Raw genomic sequence first — 16,117 nt, 5'->3', positions numbered from 1 at the left:
AGAATCCGAAATTATCACTTATGAGAATTCTAATATATGAGAATTTAGAAATACGCAAGCGGCCACGGTAAGATGCCCATCCGCGATGCCTGACCGAGATACTTGATGAGTGACCGCTCCCCTGCTGCTAACCGCCCCGGTGCACAGCCGCCGATTGACCGTACCGAAGTTGGTGCGCGCCTGCGCACGGTACGCAAAAGCCAGCAACTGACCCTCAAGCAATTATCGGAACGCTCCGGGGTGCCCGTATCGACCCTGTCGAAAATGGAACTGGCCCAGGTTTCAGTGAGTTACGAGAAACTCGCGGCGGCGGCGCGGGCCTTGAACGTCGATATCGCCCAGTTGTTCCGCTCATCCGAAGCGGGCGATGTGCCAACCTCCACCACCGTGGTGGTTCACTCGCTGCCTACCGCACCGGGCTACAGCACCGGGACCTACGATTACCACCTGATTGCTGGCGAATTTCCCGAACGTCTGATGACCCCGATGTACGCTCGCATCATTGCCCGCGAACTTCAGCAGTTCGATGAATTCATCCGCCACCCTGGGCAGGAATTTGCCCTGGTACTCAGCGGTCGCGTAAGAATCGTTTTCGAGACTGGAGAAGCCGTGAGCATCGGCGCCCAAGAGACCGCCTACTTCAACAGCAACGTAGGCCACATCTACCTTTCGGAGAGCGAAGATGGCGGCGATGCGCAAGTGATGGTGGTCATGACCGACCGTTAACGCGGTCATCCCATTGCCGCGAATGCGGGTCGAGCCCGCATGCAGCGGTTATAACCTAATAACGAACTAGTCTATTTGGCTATAAAAAAACCTTTATGCTGGCTCACATCCGATCACGGGCATGTTGGGCGTTTAGATAAATGATGGATGTAGGTTCTTTCGGCTTTACCATTGCAGGCCTCGTCGTAGGATTCATCGTCGGCATGACCGGCGTCGGCGGCGGCTCACTCATGACCCCCATCCTCCTTTGGTTCGGCATCAGCCCAGCCACCGCCGTGGGCACCGACCTGCTCTATGCCGCCATCACCAAAGCCAGCGGCGTCTGGGTGCATAGCAAACACAAAAACATCGACTGGAAAATCACCGGTTGGCTGACCTTGGGCAGCGTCCCTGCTGCAGCCGCCACACTGTGGTTTCTCAGCACGCTGAACACCGACACCAAAGCCGCAAACGCCGTGATCAAACAAGGCCTGGCCGTGGTCCTGGTCCTCACCGCGCTGGCCATCCTGTTCAAAAGCAAACTGCAAGCCTTTGCCAGCAAACATGCCGGCGACCGCTATCACCTCAGCGGCACCAGCCTCAACCTGCTTACGGTGATCACCGGCGTGATTCTCGGTGTGATGGTCTCGCTGACCTCCATCGGCGCTGGTGCGCTGGGTACCGTGGCGTTGTTCCTGCTTTATCCCTACCTGGTCACCCGCCGCCTGGTCGGCACCGAAATCGCCCATGCCGTACCCCTGACCCTGGTTGCAGGCCTGGGCCATGCCAGCATGGGCAATATGGACTGGTCGCTGCTGGGCTACCTGCTGCTGGGCTCACTGCCGGGCATCTACCTGGGCAGCCACCTGACCGGACGCATTTCCGACAGCGTTCTGCGCCCTTGCCTGGCCGGTATGCTGCTGATGATCGGATATAAACTGGCGTTTTGAACCGACAAACCAGCGATGTCGGTCAAAAGTAGGCATCGCTGGCCCTGGCCTGCCTAATTCGTTGATCTCGCGTGGCCGCCACCTGCTCGACCGACTGCAGTGAGCACGCCTGCTCCTTATAGCGATAACCGTCCTCTACGGGTCGAGCGACCGCTACCCCTCCTTTGGCCAACAGCGCCAGCCGTGTGCCAACCGGCAACCCGGTCATCGCGCAGTCTTCAGGCCCGAGGTGAAAGGATGCATACACCAATGACTCGTGCAAAACCGACCGCAGCTTGCTGTTAACCACTTCGGAAAACACCAGAAGGATCACGGCGGTATAGATCACTCCGATCACACACGCTGCATGCAACCACTGACGTCGGTGCCAACCTGAGCCAGGAACGAAGAGGTTCCAGCAAATAGCGGTGGCGCGATTACGCCTCACTTGCTGCCTGAACACCGGCGCCGTCATACCGAACACCAAGGCGCCGATAAACATCGCCACGGGCAGTAGCAAACTCGTAGCCAAGTACCAGATGTAAACCAGATAAATGAATGTCAGGGTTTTCTGTGCACCGGGAAACTGCCCAGGCTCGATGCGCGTCTGCCCGAGGATGAAGGCGTCCGCTTCTGCGCTGGCGACCAGCCCCGCCGCTACCGTCAGCAATGCGGCCAGCACCATCAACCAGCCCTTGTGGCGAGCATAGCGCTCTACCAGCCGCAGCAAGCGCACAGCCAATACGATCGACCCCAGGCTGAGCAGCACAAACAGCCATTTCGCCAACATCTTGTCGACAGTGCTGCCCAGCCACTGAAACATCATCATGACCTGCAAGACAATCGCACAGGTCATGACCAGTGCGGCCAGGTACTCATCGACGCCACATTCTTGCATACTGAAGTTCAGCTTCCAGCGAAAGTGACGGTTCTGGGTACGGATGAACAACGCCCGATGAATACTCCGATCCAACCAATAGACGCCCGCTGCAAAGAGCACATAGAGCGCGACATATCCCCACATCAGCCTCGGTTCCCCTTCCTGCCAGCGCAACGCGCCATAGCACACGAAGGGGTCATCCTAGATCAAAGCTAATCCGCCGTCTGAACGCAGTGACACCAACCTCAGGGCAATTTCGTATCGACAGATGTGCTGAAAGCGACTATCGATTGAACCTGTCCACCAAGGCGTACATTTCATGCGCAGTCTGTTGCAACGCTCGACCGAGGGTAGCGGAGCTGGCGGCGATGCCAACGTTCTGCTCCGACACCTGGGCAATGGTGGTGATTTGTCGACTGATGTCTTCGGCAACGTGCGCCTGTTGTTCGGAAGCGGCTGCCATCTGTTCTGTCATCTGATGGATACGCTCCACCGCCGTGCCGATACCGTCCAGGGCGTTTTGCGTGGCAATCACCTGATCGACCCCGGCGTGGGCCTCGTCACTGCCTTGACGGGCAATATCCACCGCCTGATTGGCCGCGCTGTGCAATGACTGAATAATGCTCTGGATCGTCTCGGTCGACTCTTGGGTCTTGAATGCCAGGGCCCGCACTTCGTCGGCAACGACGGCGAAACCACGCCCCTGCTCGCCGGCCCTGGCCGCCTCGATCGCAGCGTTGAGGGCCAAAAGGTTGGTCTGGTCGGCGATCTGTCGAATCATGTTCGAGGCGATCTGGATCGACTGGGTTTCCCCCGCGAAGTGCTCTACCGACTGGCTGATCTGATTAACCGTCTGCTGCAAGGTCTCGATGACCAGGCGCGTCTTGCCTGCCTCCTGTGAACCAACCTGAGTCAGCTGGTTGACGTCCTCGGCTTCGCGGGCCGTGTCGTGAATATGGGTCGACACCTCGGCAATCGAGGCAGCCATTTGAGTCATGGCGGTGGCGGCCATGTCCGTTTCGTCACGCTGACGTTGCAGCGACACCTCTGACGCCTGGGCCAACTGGCCACTCTCGGCGGCCATGGTTTCGGTCTGATTGGCGTAGTCTCCCGAGCGGCTCAGCGCCGTGCGACCTTTGGCCTGCTCGCTGATCAGCGCCATCATCAATTGCGCCAAAGGGCCCTGCTGATCGGTGTAGGTGCGGGCGATCAACTCGCTGTCGAAACTCTCGGCGGTCAAACGCCGGGCTTGTGCGAACTTATGCTGCATGCGCCAATGAGCCGCTATCTGCATACCGATAAAACCACAGGCCAGCACCGCAATAGCCGCCCAGCTGTCCAGATAAACCACGGCGGCAATGGCCGGCACGCCCAGCGCAATCGGCGCCAGTCCATGCTCCAGTGCAGTTGCAGCAAAGCGCTTGAAATTCCAACTGCGTTTACCTGTACGCATGCGTTCATACAGCGCAGAGGCACGTTCGATATCGGCTCGCTGCGGCTTGACTCGCACCGATTCGTAACCCACCACTATCGCGCCATCGAGGATCGGGGTGACGTAGGCACTGACCCAATAGTGATCGCCGTTGCGGCAGCGATTCTTGACAATGCCCATCCAGCTTTTACCGTCCTTCAAATACGACCACATGTGAGCGAAGACTGATTCTGGCATGTCCGGGTGACGCACAATGTTATGCGCACTGCCAATCAGCTCCTCGCGACTGAAGCCGCTGATGGCCACGAATTCGTCGTTGCAATAAGTAAGGTTGCCGTGCAGGTCGGTGGCGGATATCAGCCGCTGTTCGTTCTGGAAAATGACTTCCTGCTGGGTGACCGGCAGATTGGTTCTCATACGCTGGTATCCGTTTGTGCTTGGATCAATTCAGGTGCAATTACCCTCATTGTAGGTATGGCCATTAGCCATTCCTCATCAATAGAGAGGACACTGCTATAACGATAAGGAATAGCGGGTTAGACAGCCTGTGCTTCATTCGCAGCCATCTGATTGGTCAAGGTCAGGCACTCTTTGAACAGCCTGGCGGCGGGGTCGAGATTGCGATTGGCAGCATAAAAGCAGCCGATACTGCCAAAGCTCATCGGCTTGCCCAGATCAAACGCCTTGAGCTTGCCGCCATGGGCCAACTGCTGAGCGGTTTGCAGGGAAAAGAAGCTGATCGTCTGCTGATCCTGGATCAATTCGTAGTTAGTCAGGGCAGCAACCGACTCGATGACGTTGACCGGCGGGCCAAGGTCGAGCTCTTCGAACAAGCGATCGACCGTGCGCCGCAGCAGGCCACTTCGCGGAGGCAGAATCCAGGGAAAAGGATGCAAGTCAGCCAGGCTCAGCGGTTGGCTGCTGCGATGTAATGGATGCTCGGCGCCGGCCACCACACACAACCCTTCTTCGCCCAACACATCCACCTTCAGCCGCGTCTCGTACTCATGCCGGTGCCAATCATCGGGAATTCGACCCACGACAATATCCAGTTCACCGGCCAGCAAACTGGAGAACAATTGATCCATATGCCCGACACGGACGGTCACCAGTACACCGGGCGCACTCTCCTTGAGCAGCCGCAGCGTATGAGGCACCAGCAAAGCGGAGGAAGAAGTCAACGAGCCGACCATGACCTGCCCCGTGGTTCCGCTGTGGTAAGCGTTGACCTCATCGGTCAGGCTGCGTAGCTCAGTGAGCATCGCATGGGCCCGACGCACCACCACCCCTCCCAATTCAGTGGCGCGCACACCGCGGTTGCCTCGCACCAGCAAGGCCGCGCCGAGGAAAGCTTCCAGTTCATGAATGATCTTGGTGACAGCCGGCTGGGTAAGATTCAATGCCTGGGCAGCGCCGACCAGCGAGCCACTGCGCAGCACCTGGTCGAAGACCACCAATTGATAAAGTTTGAGTTTTCGGGCGACAGAAACAACGGTTGACTTCATGGGTAAAACCTAATGACTATCGAGCGTTATCCGCGACTTGAAACGGTGCTCGATATACTGGGCGGCTCCCTATTATTTTATTAACCCCCACACCGAAAACATCAAGGCGGCGTGGGCATCAGCACTTCCTTTCATTTCAATATAGAGGGGGCACGAATGTAGAAATTGACCCAGATCATCGCTTTGAACGCGAAAAATATATATGCAAAGTGCTTATAAAAAACACAAAAATCATACACAATGGAATTCTCAGCGAATTGTAAATTCTAAAGTTTAATTCTGGAAATAAATATAATCGACACAGATATAAATAAATGGAATATCTGCGCTGTGGTTATTCAAAAAAACCAGGCTACCAGCGTGTCAGGCGGCCCTCTGCGTAGTTCCTTGGCTAATGAAGGCCCGCCGTCTTGCAGGCCTCGACAAAGGTTGCGCCTGCTCCGGTAACCTCGGGTGCCCTACTCGATGCCCCAACTCGGCCAGCAGGTACGGTATTTTCCAGAACACCAGCACGCGGTGGATGTACCAGAATCGCAATGGCCATGGGGTCATTCAATGGAGTAGGAAAAAATTCAGGATAAAATAATAAACCGTATAAAACGATAAGAACCGGGGCTATAAAAACTCGGCTTTGTCTTTACCTTTGTGTAATCCGAAAATCTTCAACTTAGCCGCGACAACCATGCCCCCTTAATCATTGCGAACAGAGCGAATGAGCAGTTTGAAATGCGCGATATGGCCGCCGCAATCATAGGCTTGTCCTTAAGCGCCATAAAGAATAAACGTATGGATCAGCCTGACGCCGATCCATACGCTGATATCGCTACGCCTTAGCCTGCGACGGGTGCACGCCAGTCATCGGAGCCAGAAGTGCCAGACACTTCGTGGGTCCAGGTGATTTTGCGGTAGGTGAAATGCACGTCTTCCAGATGAGTGAAGTGTGCGTTGGAAGGATCTTGACAGTTGTGCATGTAGTCTTTGATATCGACGATGATCGCGTCTTCCAGGAGGGTGGTGTAATAGTGCTCCTGGGTGCCGGCTGCCGAGGTACGGAACCACTGGATTTCGATTTTGGTCAGTCGCTCGCCGGAAGTCAGCGCCGCCAGCAGCAAAGGCGAAGCCTTGTCGAATACCTTGGTGATGACCACCGGCTTGTGTACACGCTGACCGGTTGGCTGGCCGGACTGCGGATCACGCGGAATGATCACTTCGTGCTGGAAACCCTGGACCATGACCTGGTCTTCGTGACCTTCCTGGTAGGTGTTACCAACAGAATCTGCGGTGAAGGCACCGGCGGTGATCAGGCCTTGTTTGGTACCCGTTACGGACATGTAGGCAGGTGTAGCCATTGTTGCTCTCCTTGCTGAAAAATGAAGGTCCCAGAGGTGTATTTCCCACTGAGGACATCATTTACCTGCCAAGGATCGTGCCAAATTAACCAAGAAGCCCAGAGAGCGGGCGTTTCATTGATGAAGCTTATTTACCAGGCCACGTTTCACCCGTAATTTAGGTAAAAAGTGCGCAACTTCTTGCGCATCAATGCGCAAGAAGTTGCGCAGTCGACTGTACGCCACGCAGCACAAGGCCTGTAGCAGTACAGTCGCCGTTTTGTTCACGTTTTGGTGTGCAAAAAGTTGCGCATAAAGGCTTAGCGCCATCGCCGGAAAAGAACGGACTCTCACACTGCAACATGCAACCAGAAAAGCGACGCTATTGGGCGTAGCGCAGAGGCAGCGCTGCGCGCATGTGCCCGACCGCAGAAACCCTGATTCCTGATAAACTGCCCACCTCGTTGTACACGCTCCGACTCGCGTCACAGTCGCATCAATACAGAAACCGCTAATGCCCCTAGATACTGCTTTCGACCCTCAGCCGACGTTCGCAAGGGGCTTAATTCGCCCAGACAGAGCTTGAAAGGTGTTTAGAGAAACCTCTGCGTCGGCACAGTATCACGGCGCAATTGCCATCACCTTAGCCATCCGAATACAATCGCGATTAATTCTTATCCGCATCGTTATTTTGTAAAAGGAAGATCCGGGTGTCTCGCGCCTCGCTGCACGATGAAATGCACTGCCTCTATCGCGATCACGCCGGCTGGCTGCAAGGCTGGCTACGCAAACGCTTGGGCGATCGGCAGCGTGCGGAGGACATTTCCCATGACACCTTCGTCCGCTTGATCGCCTCCACCGTGGCCCATCCATTACGCGAGCCACGCTGCTTTCTGGCGACCGTGGCCAAGCGGGTGATGGTTGATCATCTGCGTCGGCGTAGCCTGGAGCAGGCCTATCTGGAAGCCCTGGCGCAGGAACCGGAACTGCAGGAGTGCTCGCCGGAAAAGCGCCTGCTAATGCTGGAAACCCTGCTGCAACTTGACGCCATGCTCGACGGCCTCGGCCTCAAGGTGCGCCAGGCGTTTCTGTTCGCGCAACTGGAAGGCCTGAGCTATGCCGAGATCGCCCAGCGTCTGGATGTTTCCGTCAGTTCGGTGACCAAGTACATAGCCAAGGCCACCGAGCAGTGCCTGCTGTTCGCCCTGGATGCCGAAGGGTGAACAATCCCGCCGAACAACGCCTGGCGCTGCGTGATGCTGCCCAATGGCATGCGCGCCTCGGCGCCGCGCCGGATTGCCGGAGCACCCAGCAGCAATGGCAGCTCTGGCACCAACAGAACACCTTGCACCAATGGGCCTGGCAGCGCCTGGAAAATCTACAGGCTGAATTCCACGGTCTGCCGGGGCCGTTGGCGCGTCGCGCCATGGGCGGGAGTGTGCAGGCGACTCGGCGCACGCTGCTCAAGGGCCTTGTACTCGGCCTGGGCGTTTCCGGCCTGGCCTGGACGGGCTATCGGCAGACGCCGATCTGGCTCGCCGATCAACGCACCGCCACCGGCGAGCGACGCAGCCTGACCCTGCCGGACGGCACCCGGCTGACCCTCAATACCGCCAGCGCGGTGGATATCCGTTTCGACGCCGAACAGCGGCTGATCATCCTGCGTGCAGGTGAGATTCTCGTCCAGACGGCCAAGGATTCGCGCCCGTTCAAGGTGCGCAGCGCCCATGGCGAGATGCGCTCCTTGGGCACGCGTTTCAACGTGCGTCAGTATGAAGATCGCACCGCACTCAGTGTGCTGGAGCATGCCGTTGCCGTGCGCAACGCCCCGGGTCGTGAAGAAGTCCGTGTCGAGAGCGGCATGGGGCTCGACTTCGCCGCTGGCGCATTGGCCGCCCCGCACCCTATCGATACCAATCAGAGCGCCTGGAGCCAAGGGCGCCTGGTGATCGATGACTGGCGTCTGGATCGCACCCTGGCCGAATTGCAGCGCTACCGTCCTGGTGTTATCACGTGTGCCGATGAGGTCGCCGGCCTGCGTCTGTCCGGCACCTACCCGCTGGACGATACCGATCGCGCCTTGACCGTCATCGCCCAGGCGCTGCCGGTGCGCATCGAAACCCGTACGCGCTACTGGGTGAGCATCAAAGCGCGCAAGTGAAAATATTTTTCATTATCGATTGTCGGTTTTCCAACCTCGCTCGACCTCTCCTGCAAACCGCCTTACCGGTATTTGAAGGAGCCATTATGTCGCATATCCATCAGCACACCAGAAAGCCTCTGGCCATCGCTATCCTCGGCGCCACCCTGGCCCTGCACGCTGGCTTTATCCAGCCGCTGTTGAGCGACGCCAGCAAGGTCCATGCCGAAGAAGCTGTAAAGGCCTATGCCATTGCTGCTGGCACCCTGGGCTCGGTGCTCAGCCGTTTCGCCAACGAGGCGGGTGTAGTGTTGTCGTTCGATGCTGCGTTGACTAATGGCAAGAGCAGTCAGGGACTGCAGGGCAACTACAGCGTGGAGCAGGGGTTCGCGCAATTGCTCATGGGCAGTGGCTTGCAAGTGGTGCCAAGCGCAGGCGGCAACTACAGTCTTCAACCCGCTGGTGATGCGCTCACTCTCGCCCCCAGCACCGTTTCCGCTCCAGCGAACCTTGAAAGCGCCTGGGATCCGGTAGACGGCTACATTGCCCGCCGTACCGCCACGGGAACCAAGACAGACACCTCAATGCTGGAAGCCCCCCAGGCCATCTCGGTGGTGACCCGCGAGCAAATGGAGGATATGGGTGTACAGCGCCTTGACCAGGCGCTGCGCTACACCTCGGGTGTTCGCTCCGACGGCGGCGGCGCCAGCAACGCCGCCGACAACATCTTCCTGCGTGGCTACGCCATCTCGCTCACATACCGCGATGGTCTGCGTCTGCGGCCACTGGGCTTCTTCGGCATGTTCAGCGAAGAGCCGTACGGCATCGAGCGCATCGAGGTGCTCAAGGGCCCGAGCTCGATCCTCTACGGCCAGGCGGAGCCGGGCGGCATGATCAACTCGATTTCCAAGCGTCCCACCGACTATGACCGTGGCGAGACCGGTGTTTCCGTGGGTAATGGCCACCGTCGCCAGGCCAAGTTCGACGTGAGCGGCGCGCTGAACGACGAAAAGACCCTGATGTACCGCCTGGTCGGCCTAGGCCGTGAGGCCGATGGCCTGTACGACCACACCGATGACGATCGCGGTTACATCGCACCCAGCTTCACCTGGCGCCCCAACGACCAGACCCGCCTGACCGTATTGGCGTCGTACCAGAAGAACAAGGGGCTGGCCCCGACCACCATTCCCTGGGCCGCCGTCAACGGCTCCAGCCCCTACGGCAAGGTACCCATGGGCCGCTTCGTCGGCGAGCCGGACTTCGACTTCGAGGAAGTTGAAAGCACCTCGCTTGGCTATGAGTTCAGCCATGAGTTCAACGAAACGTGGACCGTGCGCCAGAACGTGCGCTGGGCCGATTTCGACAATCAGGAGAATTACCTGGCACGTTCCTTCGGTGCCAGTGCGACCGGTCTGATCACCGGCCCCGACGGGGTTCCCGGCGCCTCAATCAACCGCGAGTGGCAGATCCGCCACGCCTACGGCAGCCACTTGGCACTGGACAACCAGTTGCAGGCTAGCTTCGATACAGGCCCGATTGCTCACACCGCGCTGTTTGGTATCGATTACAGCTGGAGCAAGTCGGTGCGAAACGAGCGCTGGGGCCGTGCCACGCCGATCAACGTGTTCGATCCGTCCTACGGCAGCCCGGTTGACACCTCGGTTAACACCAGTTGGGTCAACAACCTGCAGCGCACCACCCAGATTGGCTACTACTTTCAGGATCAGCTCAAATGGGATCGCTGGGTGCTGACCGTGGGCGGTCGCGAGGATCGTGCACGTATCCGCACCGAAAATCGCTTCACCGACAGCGAAACGGCCGATCAGGACTGGCATGACTTCACTGGCCGTGCAGGCCTGGTTTACCTGTTCGACAGTGGCTTCGCGCCGTACGTCAGCTATAGCGAGTCGTTCAACCCGGTGGTCGGCTCCACCGGCCCAGCTCGTGGCAGCAAGCCTTTCGAGCCAGAAACCGCCAAGCAGTATGAGGTGGGCGTGCGCTACCAGCCGCCAGGCACGGATACCCAGATCACCTTGTCGGCGTACGACCTGACCAAACAAAACACGGCCACTACCGATCCGAACGACCTATTCAACAGCATCCAGACCGGCGAGATTCGCTCGAAGGGGATAGAGCTGGAAGCCATCACCACCGTAATGGACGACCTGAAACTGATCGGCTCGCTGTCCTATAGCGACGTAAAAGTGACCAAGAGCAACGACGGCAACGAAGACAAGCGCCCATACAAGGCTCCTGCCAAACTGGCCTCACTGTGGGCTGACTACGCCATCCCGTTCGACCCGCTGCAGGGCCTGAGCATCGGTCTTGGCGTGCGCTACACTGGCTGGACCTTTGGCGACAGCATGAACACCTTCAAGGTGCCGTCCTACACCCTGTATGACGCCGCCGTGCGTTACGACCTTGGCAAGCTCGACCCGAGCCTGCGAGGGGCCCAGGCCGCCGTCAACGTCAATAACCTGACCAACAAGTACTACGTCGCCACATGCTTCTTCTACCAGGCGTGCAACCTGGGCGAAGAACGCAGCGTAGTCGCCGAACTCTCATACAAGTGGTAACCCCCTGCGTCACCGATCCCCTGCCTGACGCAGGAGGCTCCTTGCCAGATGATCGTTCCCACGCTCCGCGTCACTAATGTCCGGGGAAAATTACTCATAGCCGAAGGCTTCCCGTAGCAATCCTGCATTGCACTTGGTTGCGCCTTCGCTCACCTGCTTTGATGATCGCTGCGGGCCGCTCGAATGGACTGTATGAATCGCCCTTGGTTTCGTAGATACCTACAAGCCTTAATAATGAGGCCCATTAGGAAGTTGTAGTAGTTTAATAATTAGGACACCCATTTAGGCGAGAATGCGTGCCATAGGGTGCCTCCTACGAAAGGCCACTATGGGTCGCCAACTGCCGCTCATGAATGGCTGTCTTCGGCCCAAAGCTGCCAGCTATTGATCAGCCCTCTGTGCATTGACCACGATTTCGACGCTTGGTCGTTATTTCGCAACGCCATCGAAGTGTTAGGCTGGCGCTACGCCGGCATCACCAAATCTAGGTGATCCAACAGGAGTTTTAAGATGATCTGCAATGAGTGCGGAAAGGAACACGCCAGCGATGACATTGAGCTTGTTTTCCTGCGCCCAGACCCGGTAGCAACCCTCTCTGCTGAAATTAGGGCTGCTGGAGTGCAAGAGAGCAGCGATCTGTGCATTCTCAAGGCCGAACGATTCTTTGTCCGAGCCACACTACCTCTGCCGGTTTTGCAGCGTGATGAGCCCTATAGCATTGGGGTATGGGTCGAACTCATTCAGCCAGATTTTGAACGTATCTACGAGCTGTGGGATAACCCCGATCAGTCATCTGAACCACCGTTTGCCGTATCCCTTGCCAACGCCATTCCGACTTTTGGAGACACCAACGGCCTCCATGCTCAGTTGCAACTGACAGGGCCGACTACCAGGCCCAAGGTATACCTGACCCTAAGCGATCATCCACTGGCAGTTGAGCAGACATCCGGAATTTCGATTCACAGAGCACATGAGTACAGTGTCCTAGCAAACGGATGACTACAACGTCTCGGCGTTTACAGCAGCACTTACTGATCGACCGGTTGAATCCACAACCCATAGCTGCCCTTCACGAAGGGCAGGAATTGGCCAAAAGCGGTCAAAAGCAATCATCCAACAATGTCGTCCCGGTCAACAGCTTCGGAGTGCTTAGCTACGCTCTAGGGCGTATATGCCATGACCAGCGTTGAAGTCGTAGCGTATCCGTTGAAGATCGGATGCGTGCGCCGCGATCGCTGTATGGCGCGTTTTTATTCAATCTGTGTCTAACATTCTCCTATTGACCGCCCTACCATCGGCCGCTCCGTCCAGGTGCATACGATGAAAGATATTCCCGGCAACATCGATTTTTCAGGCTTGACGGCCCGTCGGCTAGGGCCAAATGACTGTGAGATCATTTGTGTGCACCGTGAAACGATGTTCCTTGAGGCGGGAGGAGACCCATCGGAGTTGCGGGTGATGACTGAGCACTTCCGGCCCTGGTTGCACCAGCGCCTATTCGATGGCCGCTACTACGGTTTTGCGCTGATGGACATGGGGCAGCCTGTGGCGGCGATAGGTCTGATGAGTATCGACTGGCCACCTCATCCGTCCCATCCGGCCTTAGACCAGCGCGGCTATGTGCTAAATGTTTTCGTCGAACCTGTTTACCGGCGCCGGGGCCTGGCTTCAACCCTGATGAAGTTGGCTGAAGCCGAATTTGCGCAACGCGGAATGAGTTTTGCCGTGCTACACGCGACCAAGGCCGGCAAGCCGGTGTATGAAGGACTGGGCTGGGCGAATACATCTGAGATGGCGAAAACCGTTTCGTGATTTGACTGCCTATCTCAGAAGCCTGGTCGTCGATTTTAGCTGTTGATGAAAGGCTGCTTCGGGTCGGAAGCGGCCCATCCCTCAAGCGGCCCCTACCTCGTCCCCTCACTCCAGAATGCAGAATGTCCAGTGGCCAAGCCCCATGTGATGGATCGGACAGACTAGTCAAAAGCCGCCCCAAAACAAAGGGTTACAGGTCAAGCCCCGCTCCCCCGTACCAATGTTGTACCACCCTACCTGTAAGCATCATGCTATAGCCGTCCCCTTTCGACCTGGAGTCGATGGACTAGGCAACCAAAAGATGAAACTCGAGTCAGCTATACGACCGCAAGCGTCACTAAGGGGCACAAATACGGAGGCCCATCCTTAGGACAATCATTTGTGAGTACTCCAATTTCACTTGACGAGAAAATTCTTTACTTCCTATCTCTGAAAACCCCCACCTGAGATAGGCATTTCTTGCATTCACTGCAGACGCCATCACATCTAACCACACGTGTGTAAGTCCTAATTCATTCGCATGTTCCACTGCTGCGGACAGAAGGCGAAATCCCAGTCCCGACTTCTGGCTGCCAGGCAAAAGATAGATCCTTGAAATTTCCGCGCCGCGGCCTTCGTGCGTGATCGGATTTCTGGATTCGACCGTCATTGTTAAGAATCCCACCACGACCCCAGAAACCTCCGCGACCCAAAGCCTTGTGTCAGTTCGTCGTAGCAATATCAAAAATGCTGATGTGCTGAAGGTATCGAGCTGCTGGGCTAAGGCTACACAGTCGCTCCATAAGTAGTGATAGGCTGCTGCATAGGCAGCAGGACCAATCACACCTAACGCCTTTGCATCGTCCACACGCGCTCTGCGAATTTTTACCACTCCGTCCACTCCGGGGCCTCGCACAATTCAGATGGGTCGCCCGAGAGTTTACCCGCACAGTCATGCGCCCGCTTTTCTCGACTGCTGCCCGGCGTGCTGTGATTCGTTCGCTCTTCGCGAAGATTGTAGGGCCTGCCACGGGCAGGGATTTGTGGCAGACGACTCAAGAGAACAAGGGTGCTTGGAAGACTAGTCAGCCTTAAGGCACCCACCGTTGTGTGAGTGCGATGATCGGTCCGAGTGGAGCGAACGTGCCGCCGCCGATCTGTGCTGGCTGCGATAGCCCCCCTAACCTGCCCTTGAAGACCGCCCCACTCTCGGTATCTGCGTCAGATTCTGACCTTCAGTTCCCAACCTGGGGATTAACTTAGCGATCAGCGTTAGTTTATGACTTTCAATTCCTAACTTCGGGTTTAAGTTAGCATTCAGCGCTAGTTTCTGACTTTCAATCCCCAACCTCGGATCTAAGTTAGCATTGAGCGTTAGTTTCTGACTTTCAATTCCTAACCTCGGATTTAACTTAACCTCAAATCTCAATATTGGAATTTAAGTTTTTCCGATGTTTTTTTCGCGTCACCCCCATTGCACAAAAAAGCCAAAACCCTTGCAGGATAAGGCCTGCATGGAAGACCATGAAAAACCAAAGGTGTCCACGCGCAAAAAAAAACACAATAAGTCGATGTTTTACTTATTGACGAATTTACCGGTCAAGCACTAACGTATTAAACAGATTCACCACCACTCAACACAGCATCGTCAATTCAGACGGCGCCGAACCATTGCGAGAAAAAAAACATGCTCAGCAAACTAATCTTAATCGCCATCATCGACGCCATTGGTCTTACCCATTACATACTTGAGCTATACGCAGCAGGGCTACTCTGGTAACTAAAACAGCCCACCTAGCGAAGACGGAATCCACTTCATGACGACCAACTCACTGGTCACCTCGGCCTTTCCTTGGCGCTGGTTGGTGTTGCTGTAACGAATGTCCAGGTACTCGAAATGAAAGCCTTCGAAAGCACGTCGGATATCCAGGTGGTCGTTGATGCTGACCATCACCTTGCCCTTGCATCGCCGCATAAACTCAGCCATGCGCTCGTAGTTCTCGAAGGGAAAATCGCCTCCATACCCAGCGGTCTGCCAGTAGGGTGGGTCCATGTAGTGGAAGGTGTGCGCTCGATCATAGCGCTCGGCACACTCCAACTATGAGAGGTTTTCGACATAGGTCCCGGCGAGCAGTTGCCAAGCAGCCGAGAGGTTCCTCGATTCGCAGCAGGTTGATGGCCGGATCGGTTGTGGCGGTACCGACCGTCTGCCCGGTTACCTTGCCGCCGAACGCATGCTGCTGCAGGTAGAAAAACCGGGCAGCGCGCTGGATGTCAACCGGCGAAGACCATGGGCGTCACTCATTACGTGGGGTTCCACGTCATACCCCCAAGCGGCCGGACCTTGGCGCCCTCTACTAAGTACCTGTCAATCATTTCCCGTACGCTATGACCTTTTCTATTGGCCCGCTCAATCGCACCAGGCTCAGACAACTGGGTTTCCCGTCGCTTCGACCATGCCTGGGCAGCCTACTTACGGGCGAATGTCCGGTTCTCTTGGTAAACTAGCTTATCGTCACGATTGATACGAATCTGGACGGTGTAGCTGGTTGTGCCATCGACCTTTTTGCGTGCTCTGATCGTTGCCAAGTGAAATTGGTACACGTCGATTTTAGATTGGTACATTGCACCAAGCACTTGGTAAAAACGCCCCCCCGAACATCGATACAAAACACGTTGGACGAAATGCCTTTAGAAACCGCTGCAACCTCCGTAAATACTCGCCCTGAGCCATCCCGCCGCTTCAGCGTGGCGCCGATGATGGATCGGGTCGATTAACGGGAAAGGCCCAGTGTTTACGGGGCCAAAATGACGCTTGAAGATTTGCTAAA

Annotated in this window: 11 protein-coding genes and 4 pseudogenes; 7 read left to right on the top strand and 8 right to left on the bottom strand. The window is 56.5% G+C overall.

The window, feature by feature from the left end; translation table 11 throughout:
* Positions 1–105 precede the first annotated feature (105 nt).
* Both V0R60_RS14185 and V0R60_RS14180 read left to right on the top strand, forming a co-directional pair.
* Positions 106–726 (top strand): helix-turn-helix domain-containing protein, encoded by a 621-nt coding sequence (locus tag V0R60_RS14185; RefSeq protein WP_203476665.1) that lies wholly within the window; start codon positions 106–108, stop codon positions 724–726.
* A 143-nt stretch (positions 727–869) separates the two neighbouring features.
* A complete protein-coding gene (locus V0R60_RS14180; RefSeq protein ID WP_330079396.1) occupies positions 870–1,655 on the top strand; it encodes a sulfite exporter TauE/SafE family protein in 786 nt (261 codons plus the stop codon).
* A 22-nt stretch (positions 1,656–1,677) separates the two neighbouring features.
* On the opposite strand, the gene V0R60_RS14175 is transcribed toward V0R60_RS14180, so the two are convergent.
* From V0R60_RS14175 to V0R60_RS14160, 5 genes and pseudogenes are all read right to left on the bottom strand, one after another.
* Complete coding sequence (locus V0R60_RS14175) at positions 1,678–2,658, bottom strand: hypothetical protein (protein WP_330079395.1); 981 nt, start codon at positions 2,656–2,658, stop codon at positions 1,678–1,680.
* 139 nt (positions 2,659–2,797) lie between these two features.
* A pseudogene (locus V0R60_RS27000) lies at positions 2,798–3,745 on the bottom strand (methyl-accepting chemotaxis protein); the annotation flags it as partial.
* Between the two features lie 312 nt (positions 3,746–4,057).
* Positions 4,058–4,363 (bottom strand): annotated as a pseudogene (locus V0R60_RS26995) (PAS domain-containing protein); the annotation flags it as partial.
* Positions 4,364–4,482: 119 nt separating this feature from the next.
* Entirely contained in the window at positions 4,483–5,451 is a 969-nt protein-coding gene (locus V0R60_RS14165) for a LysR substrate-binding domain-containing protein (protein ID WP_136475346.1), read from the bottom strand.
* An 830-nt stretch (positions 5,452–6,281) separates the two neighbouring features.
* Positions 6,282–6,800, bottom strand: a complete 519-nt coding sequence (locus tag V0R60_RS14160) for an Hcp family type VI secretion system effector (protein WP_136475345.1) — start codon at positions 6,798–6,800, stop codon at positions 6,282–6,284.
* Between the two features lie 716 nt (positions 6,801–7,516).
* On the opposite strand from V0R60_RS14160, the gene V0R60_RS14155 reads away from it, so the two are divergent.
* From V0R60_RS14155 to V0R60_RS14135, 5 genes are all read left to right on the top strand, one after another.
* Positions 7,517–8,002, top strand: coding sequence for a sigma-70 family RNA polymerase sigma factor (locus V0R60_RS14155; RefSeq protein ID WP_136478900.1), 486 nt, complete (start codon positions 7,517–7,519; stop codon positions 8,000–8,002).
* On the top strand, positions 7,999–8,940 hold the full coding sequence (locus V0R60_RS14150; protein WP_136475344.1) for a FecR domain-containing protein: 942 nt from the start codon (positions 7,999–8,001) through the stop codon (positions 8,938–8,940). The genes V0R60_RS14155 and V0R60_RS14150 overlap by 4 nt, the downstream gene beginning before the upstream one ends.
* Positions 8,941–9,026: 86 nt before the next feature.
* Positions 9,027–11,495 carry a TonB-dependent siderophore receptor gene (locus tag V0R60_RS14145; protein ID WP_330079393.1) on the top strand — a complete coding sequence of 823 codons (2,469 nt, stop codon included), beginning with the start codon at positions 9,027–9,029 and terminating at the stop codon, positions 11,493–11,495.
* A gap of 510 nt (positions 11,496–12,005) precedes the next feature.
* Positions 12,006–12,494 carry a DUF2199 domain-containing protein gene (locus V0R60_RS14140; RefSeq protein WP_330079392.1) on the top strand — a complete coding sequence of 163 codons (489 nt, stop codon included), beginning with the start codon at positions 12,006–12,008 and terminating at the stop codon, positions 12,492–12,494.
* Between the two features lie 321 nt (positions 12,495–12,815).
* Positions 12,816–13,307: a GNAT family N-acetyltransferase gene (locus tag V0R60_RS14135; protein WP_136475341.1), complete on the top strand. Its 492-nt coding sequence runs from the start codon at positions 12,816–12,818 to the stop codon at positions 13,305–13,307.
* A 337-nt stretch (positions 13,308–13,644) separates the two neighbouring features.
* Here the strand turns inward: V0R60_RS14135 and V0R60_RS14130 are convergent, their stop codons facing one another.
* From V0R60_RS14130 to V0R60_RS14120, 3 genes and pseudogenes are all read right to left on the bottom strand, one after another.
* Positions 13,645–14,178 carry a GNAT family N-acetyltransferase gene (locus V0R60_RS14130; RefSeq protein WP_168198445.1) on the bottom strand — a complete coding sequence of 178 codons (534 nt, stop codon included), beginning with the start codon at positions 14,176–14,178 and terminating at the stop codon, positions 13,645–13,647.
* An 888-nt stretch (positions 14,179–15,066) separates the two neighbouring features.
* Positions 15,067–15,562: pseudogene (locus V0R60_RS14125) on the bottom strand (DNA adenine methylase); the annotation flags it as partial.
* 52 nt (positions 15,563–15,614) lie between these two features.
* A pseudogene (locus V0R60_RS14120) lies at positions 15,615–15,911 on the bottom strand (site-specific integrase); the annotation flags it as partial.
* Between the last annotated feature and the right edge of the window lie 206 nt (positions 15,912–16,117).

The sequence above is a fragment of the Pseudomonas auratipiscis genome (assembly GCF_036324085.1).
Taxonomy (GTDB): domain Bacteria; phylum Pseudomonadota; class Gammaproteobacteria; order Pseudomonadales; family Pseudomonadaceae; genus Aquipseudomonas; species Aquipseudomonas auratipiscis.
Note: the sequence above shows the minus strand (reverse complement) of the source record. Positions and strands in the feature narration are given on the sequence as shown.

What these genes read in the sequence shown, in the direction of transcription:
- V0R60_RS14185 (WP_203476665.1), top strand. Translation starts at nt 106, where the DNA reads ATGAGTGACCGCTCCCCTGCTGCTAACCGCCCCGGTGCACAGCCGCCG.
- V0R60_RS14180 (WP_330079396.1), top strand. Translation starts at nt 870, where the DNA reads ATGGATGTAGGTTCTTTCGGCTTTACCATTGCAGGCCTCGTCGTAGGA.
- V0R60_RS14175 (WP_330079395.1), bottom strand. Translation starts at nt 2,658, where the DNA reads ATGTGGGGATATGTCGCGCTCTATGTGCTCTTTGCAGCGGGCGTCTAT.
- V0R60_RS14165 (WP_136475346.1), bottom strand. Translation starts at nt 5,451, where the DNA reads ATGAAGTCAACCGTTGTTTCTGTCGCCCGAAAACTCAAACTTTATCAA.
- V0R60_RS14160 (WP_136475345.1), bottom strand. Translation starts at nt 6,800, where the DNA reads ATGGCTACACCTGCCTACATGTCCGTAACGGGTACCAAACAAGGCCTG.
- V0R60_RS14155 (WP_136478900.1), top strand. Translation starts at nt 7,517, where the DNA reads ATGCACTGCCTCTATCGCGATCACGCCGGCTGGCTGCAAGGCTGGCTA.
- V0R60_RS14145 (WP_330079393.1), top strand. Translation starts at nt 9,027, where the DNA reads ATGTCGCATATCCATCAGCACACCAGAAAGCCTCTGGCCATCGCTATC.
- V0R60_RS14140 (WP_330079392.1), top strand. Translation starts at nt 12,006, where the DNA reads ATGATCTGCAATGAGTGCGGAAAGGAACACGCCAGCGATGACATTGAG.
- V0R60_RS14135 (WP_136475341.1), top strand. Translation starts at nt 12,816, where the DNA reads ATGAAAGATATTCCCGGCAACATCGATTTTTCAGGCTTGACGGCCCGT.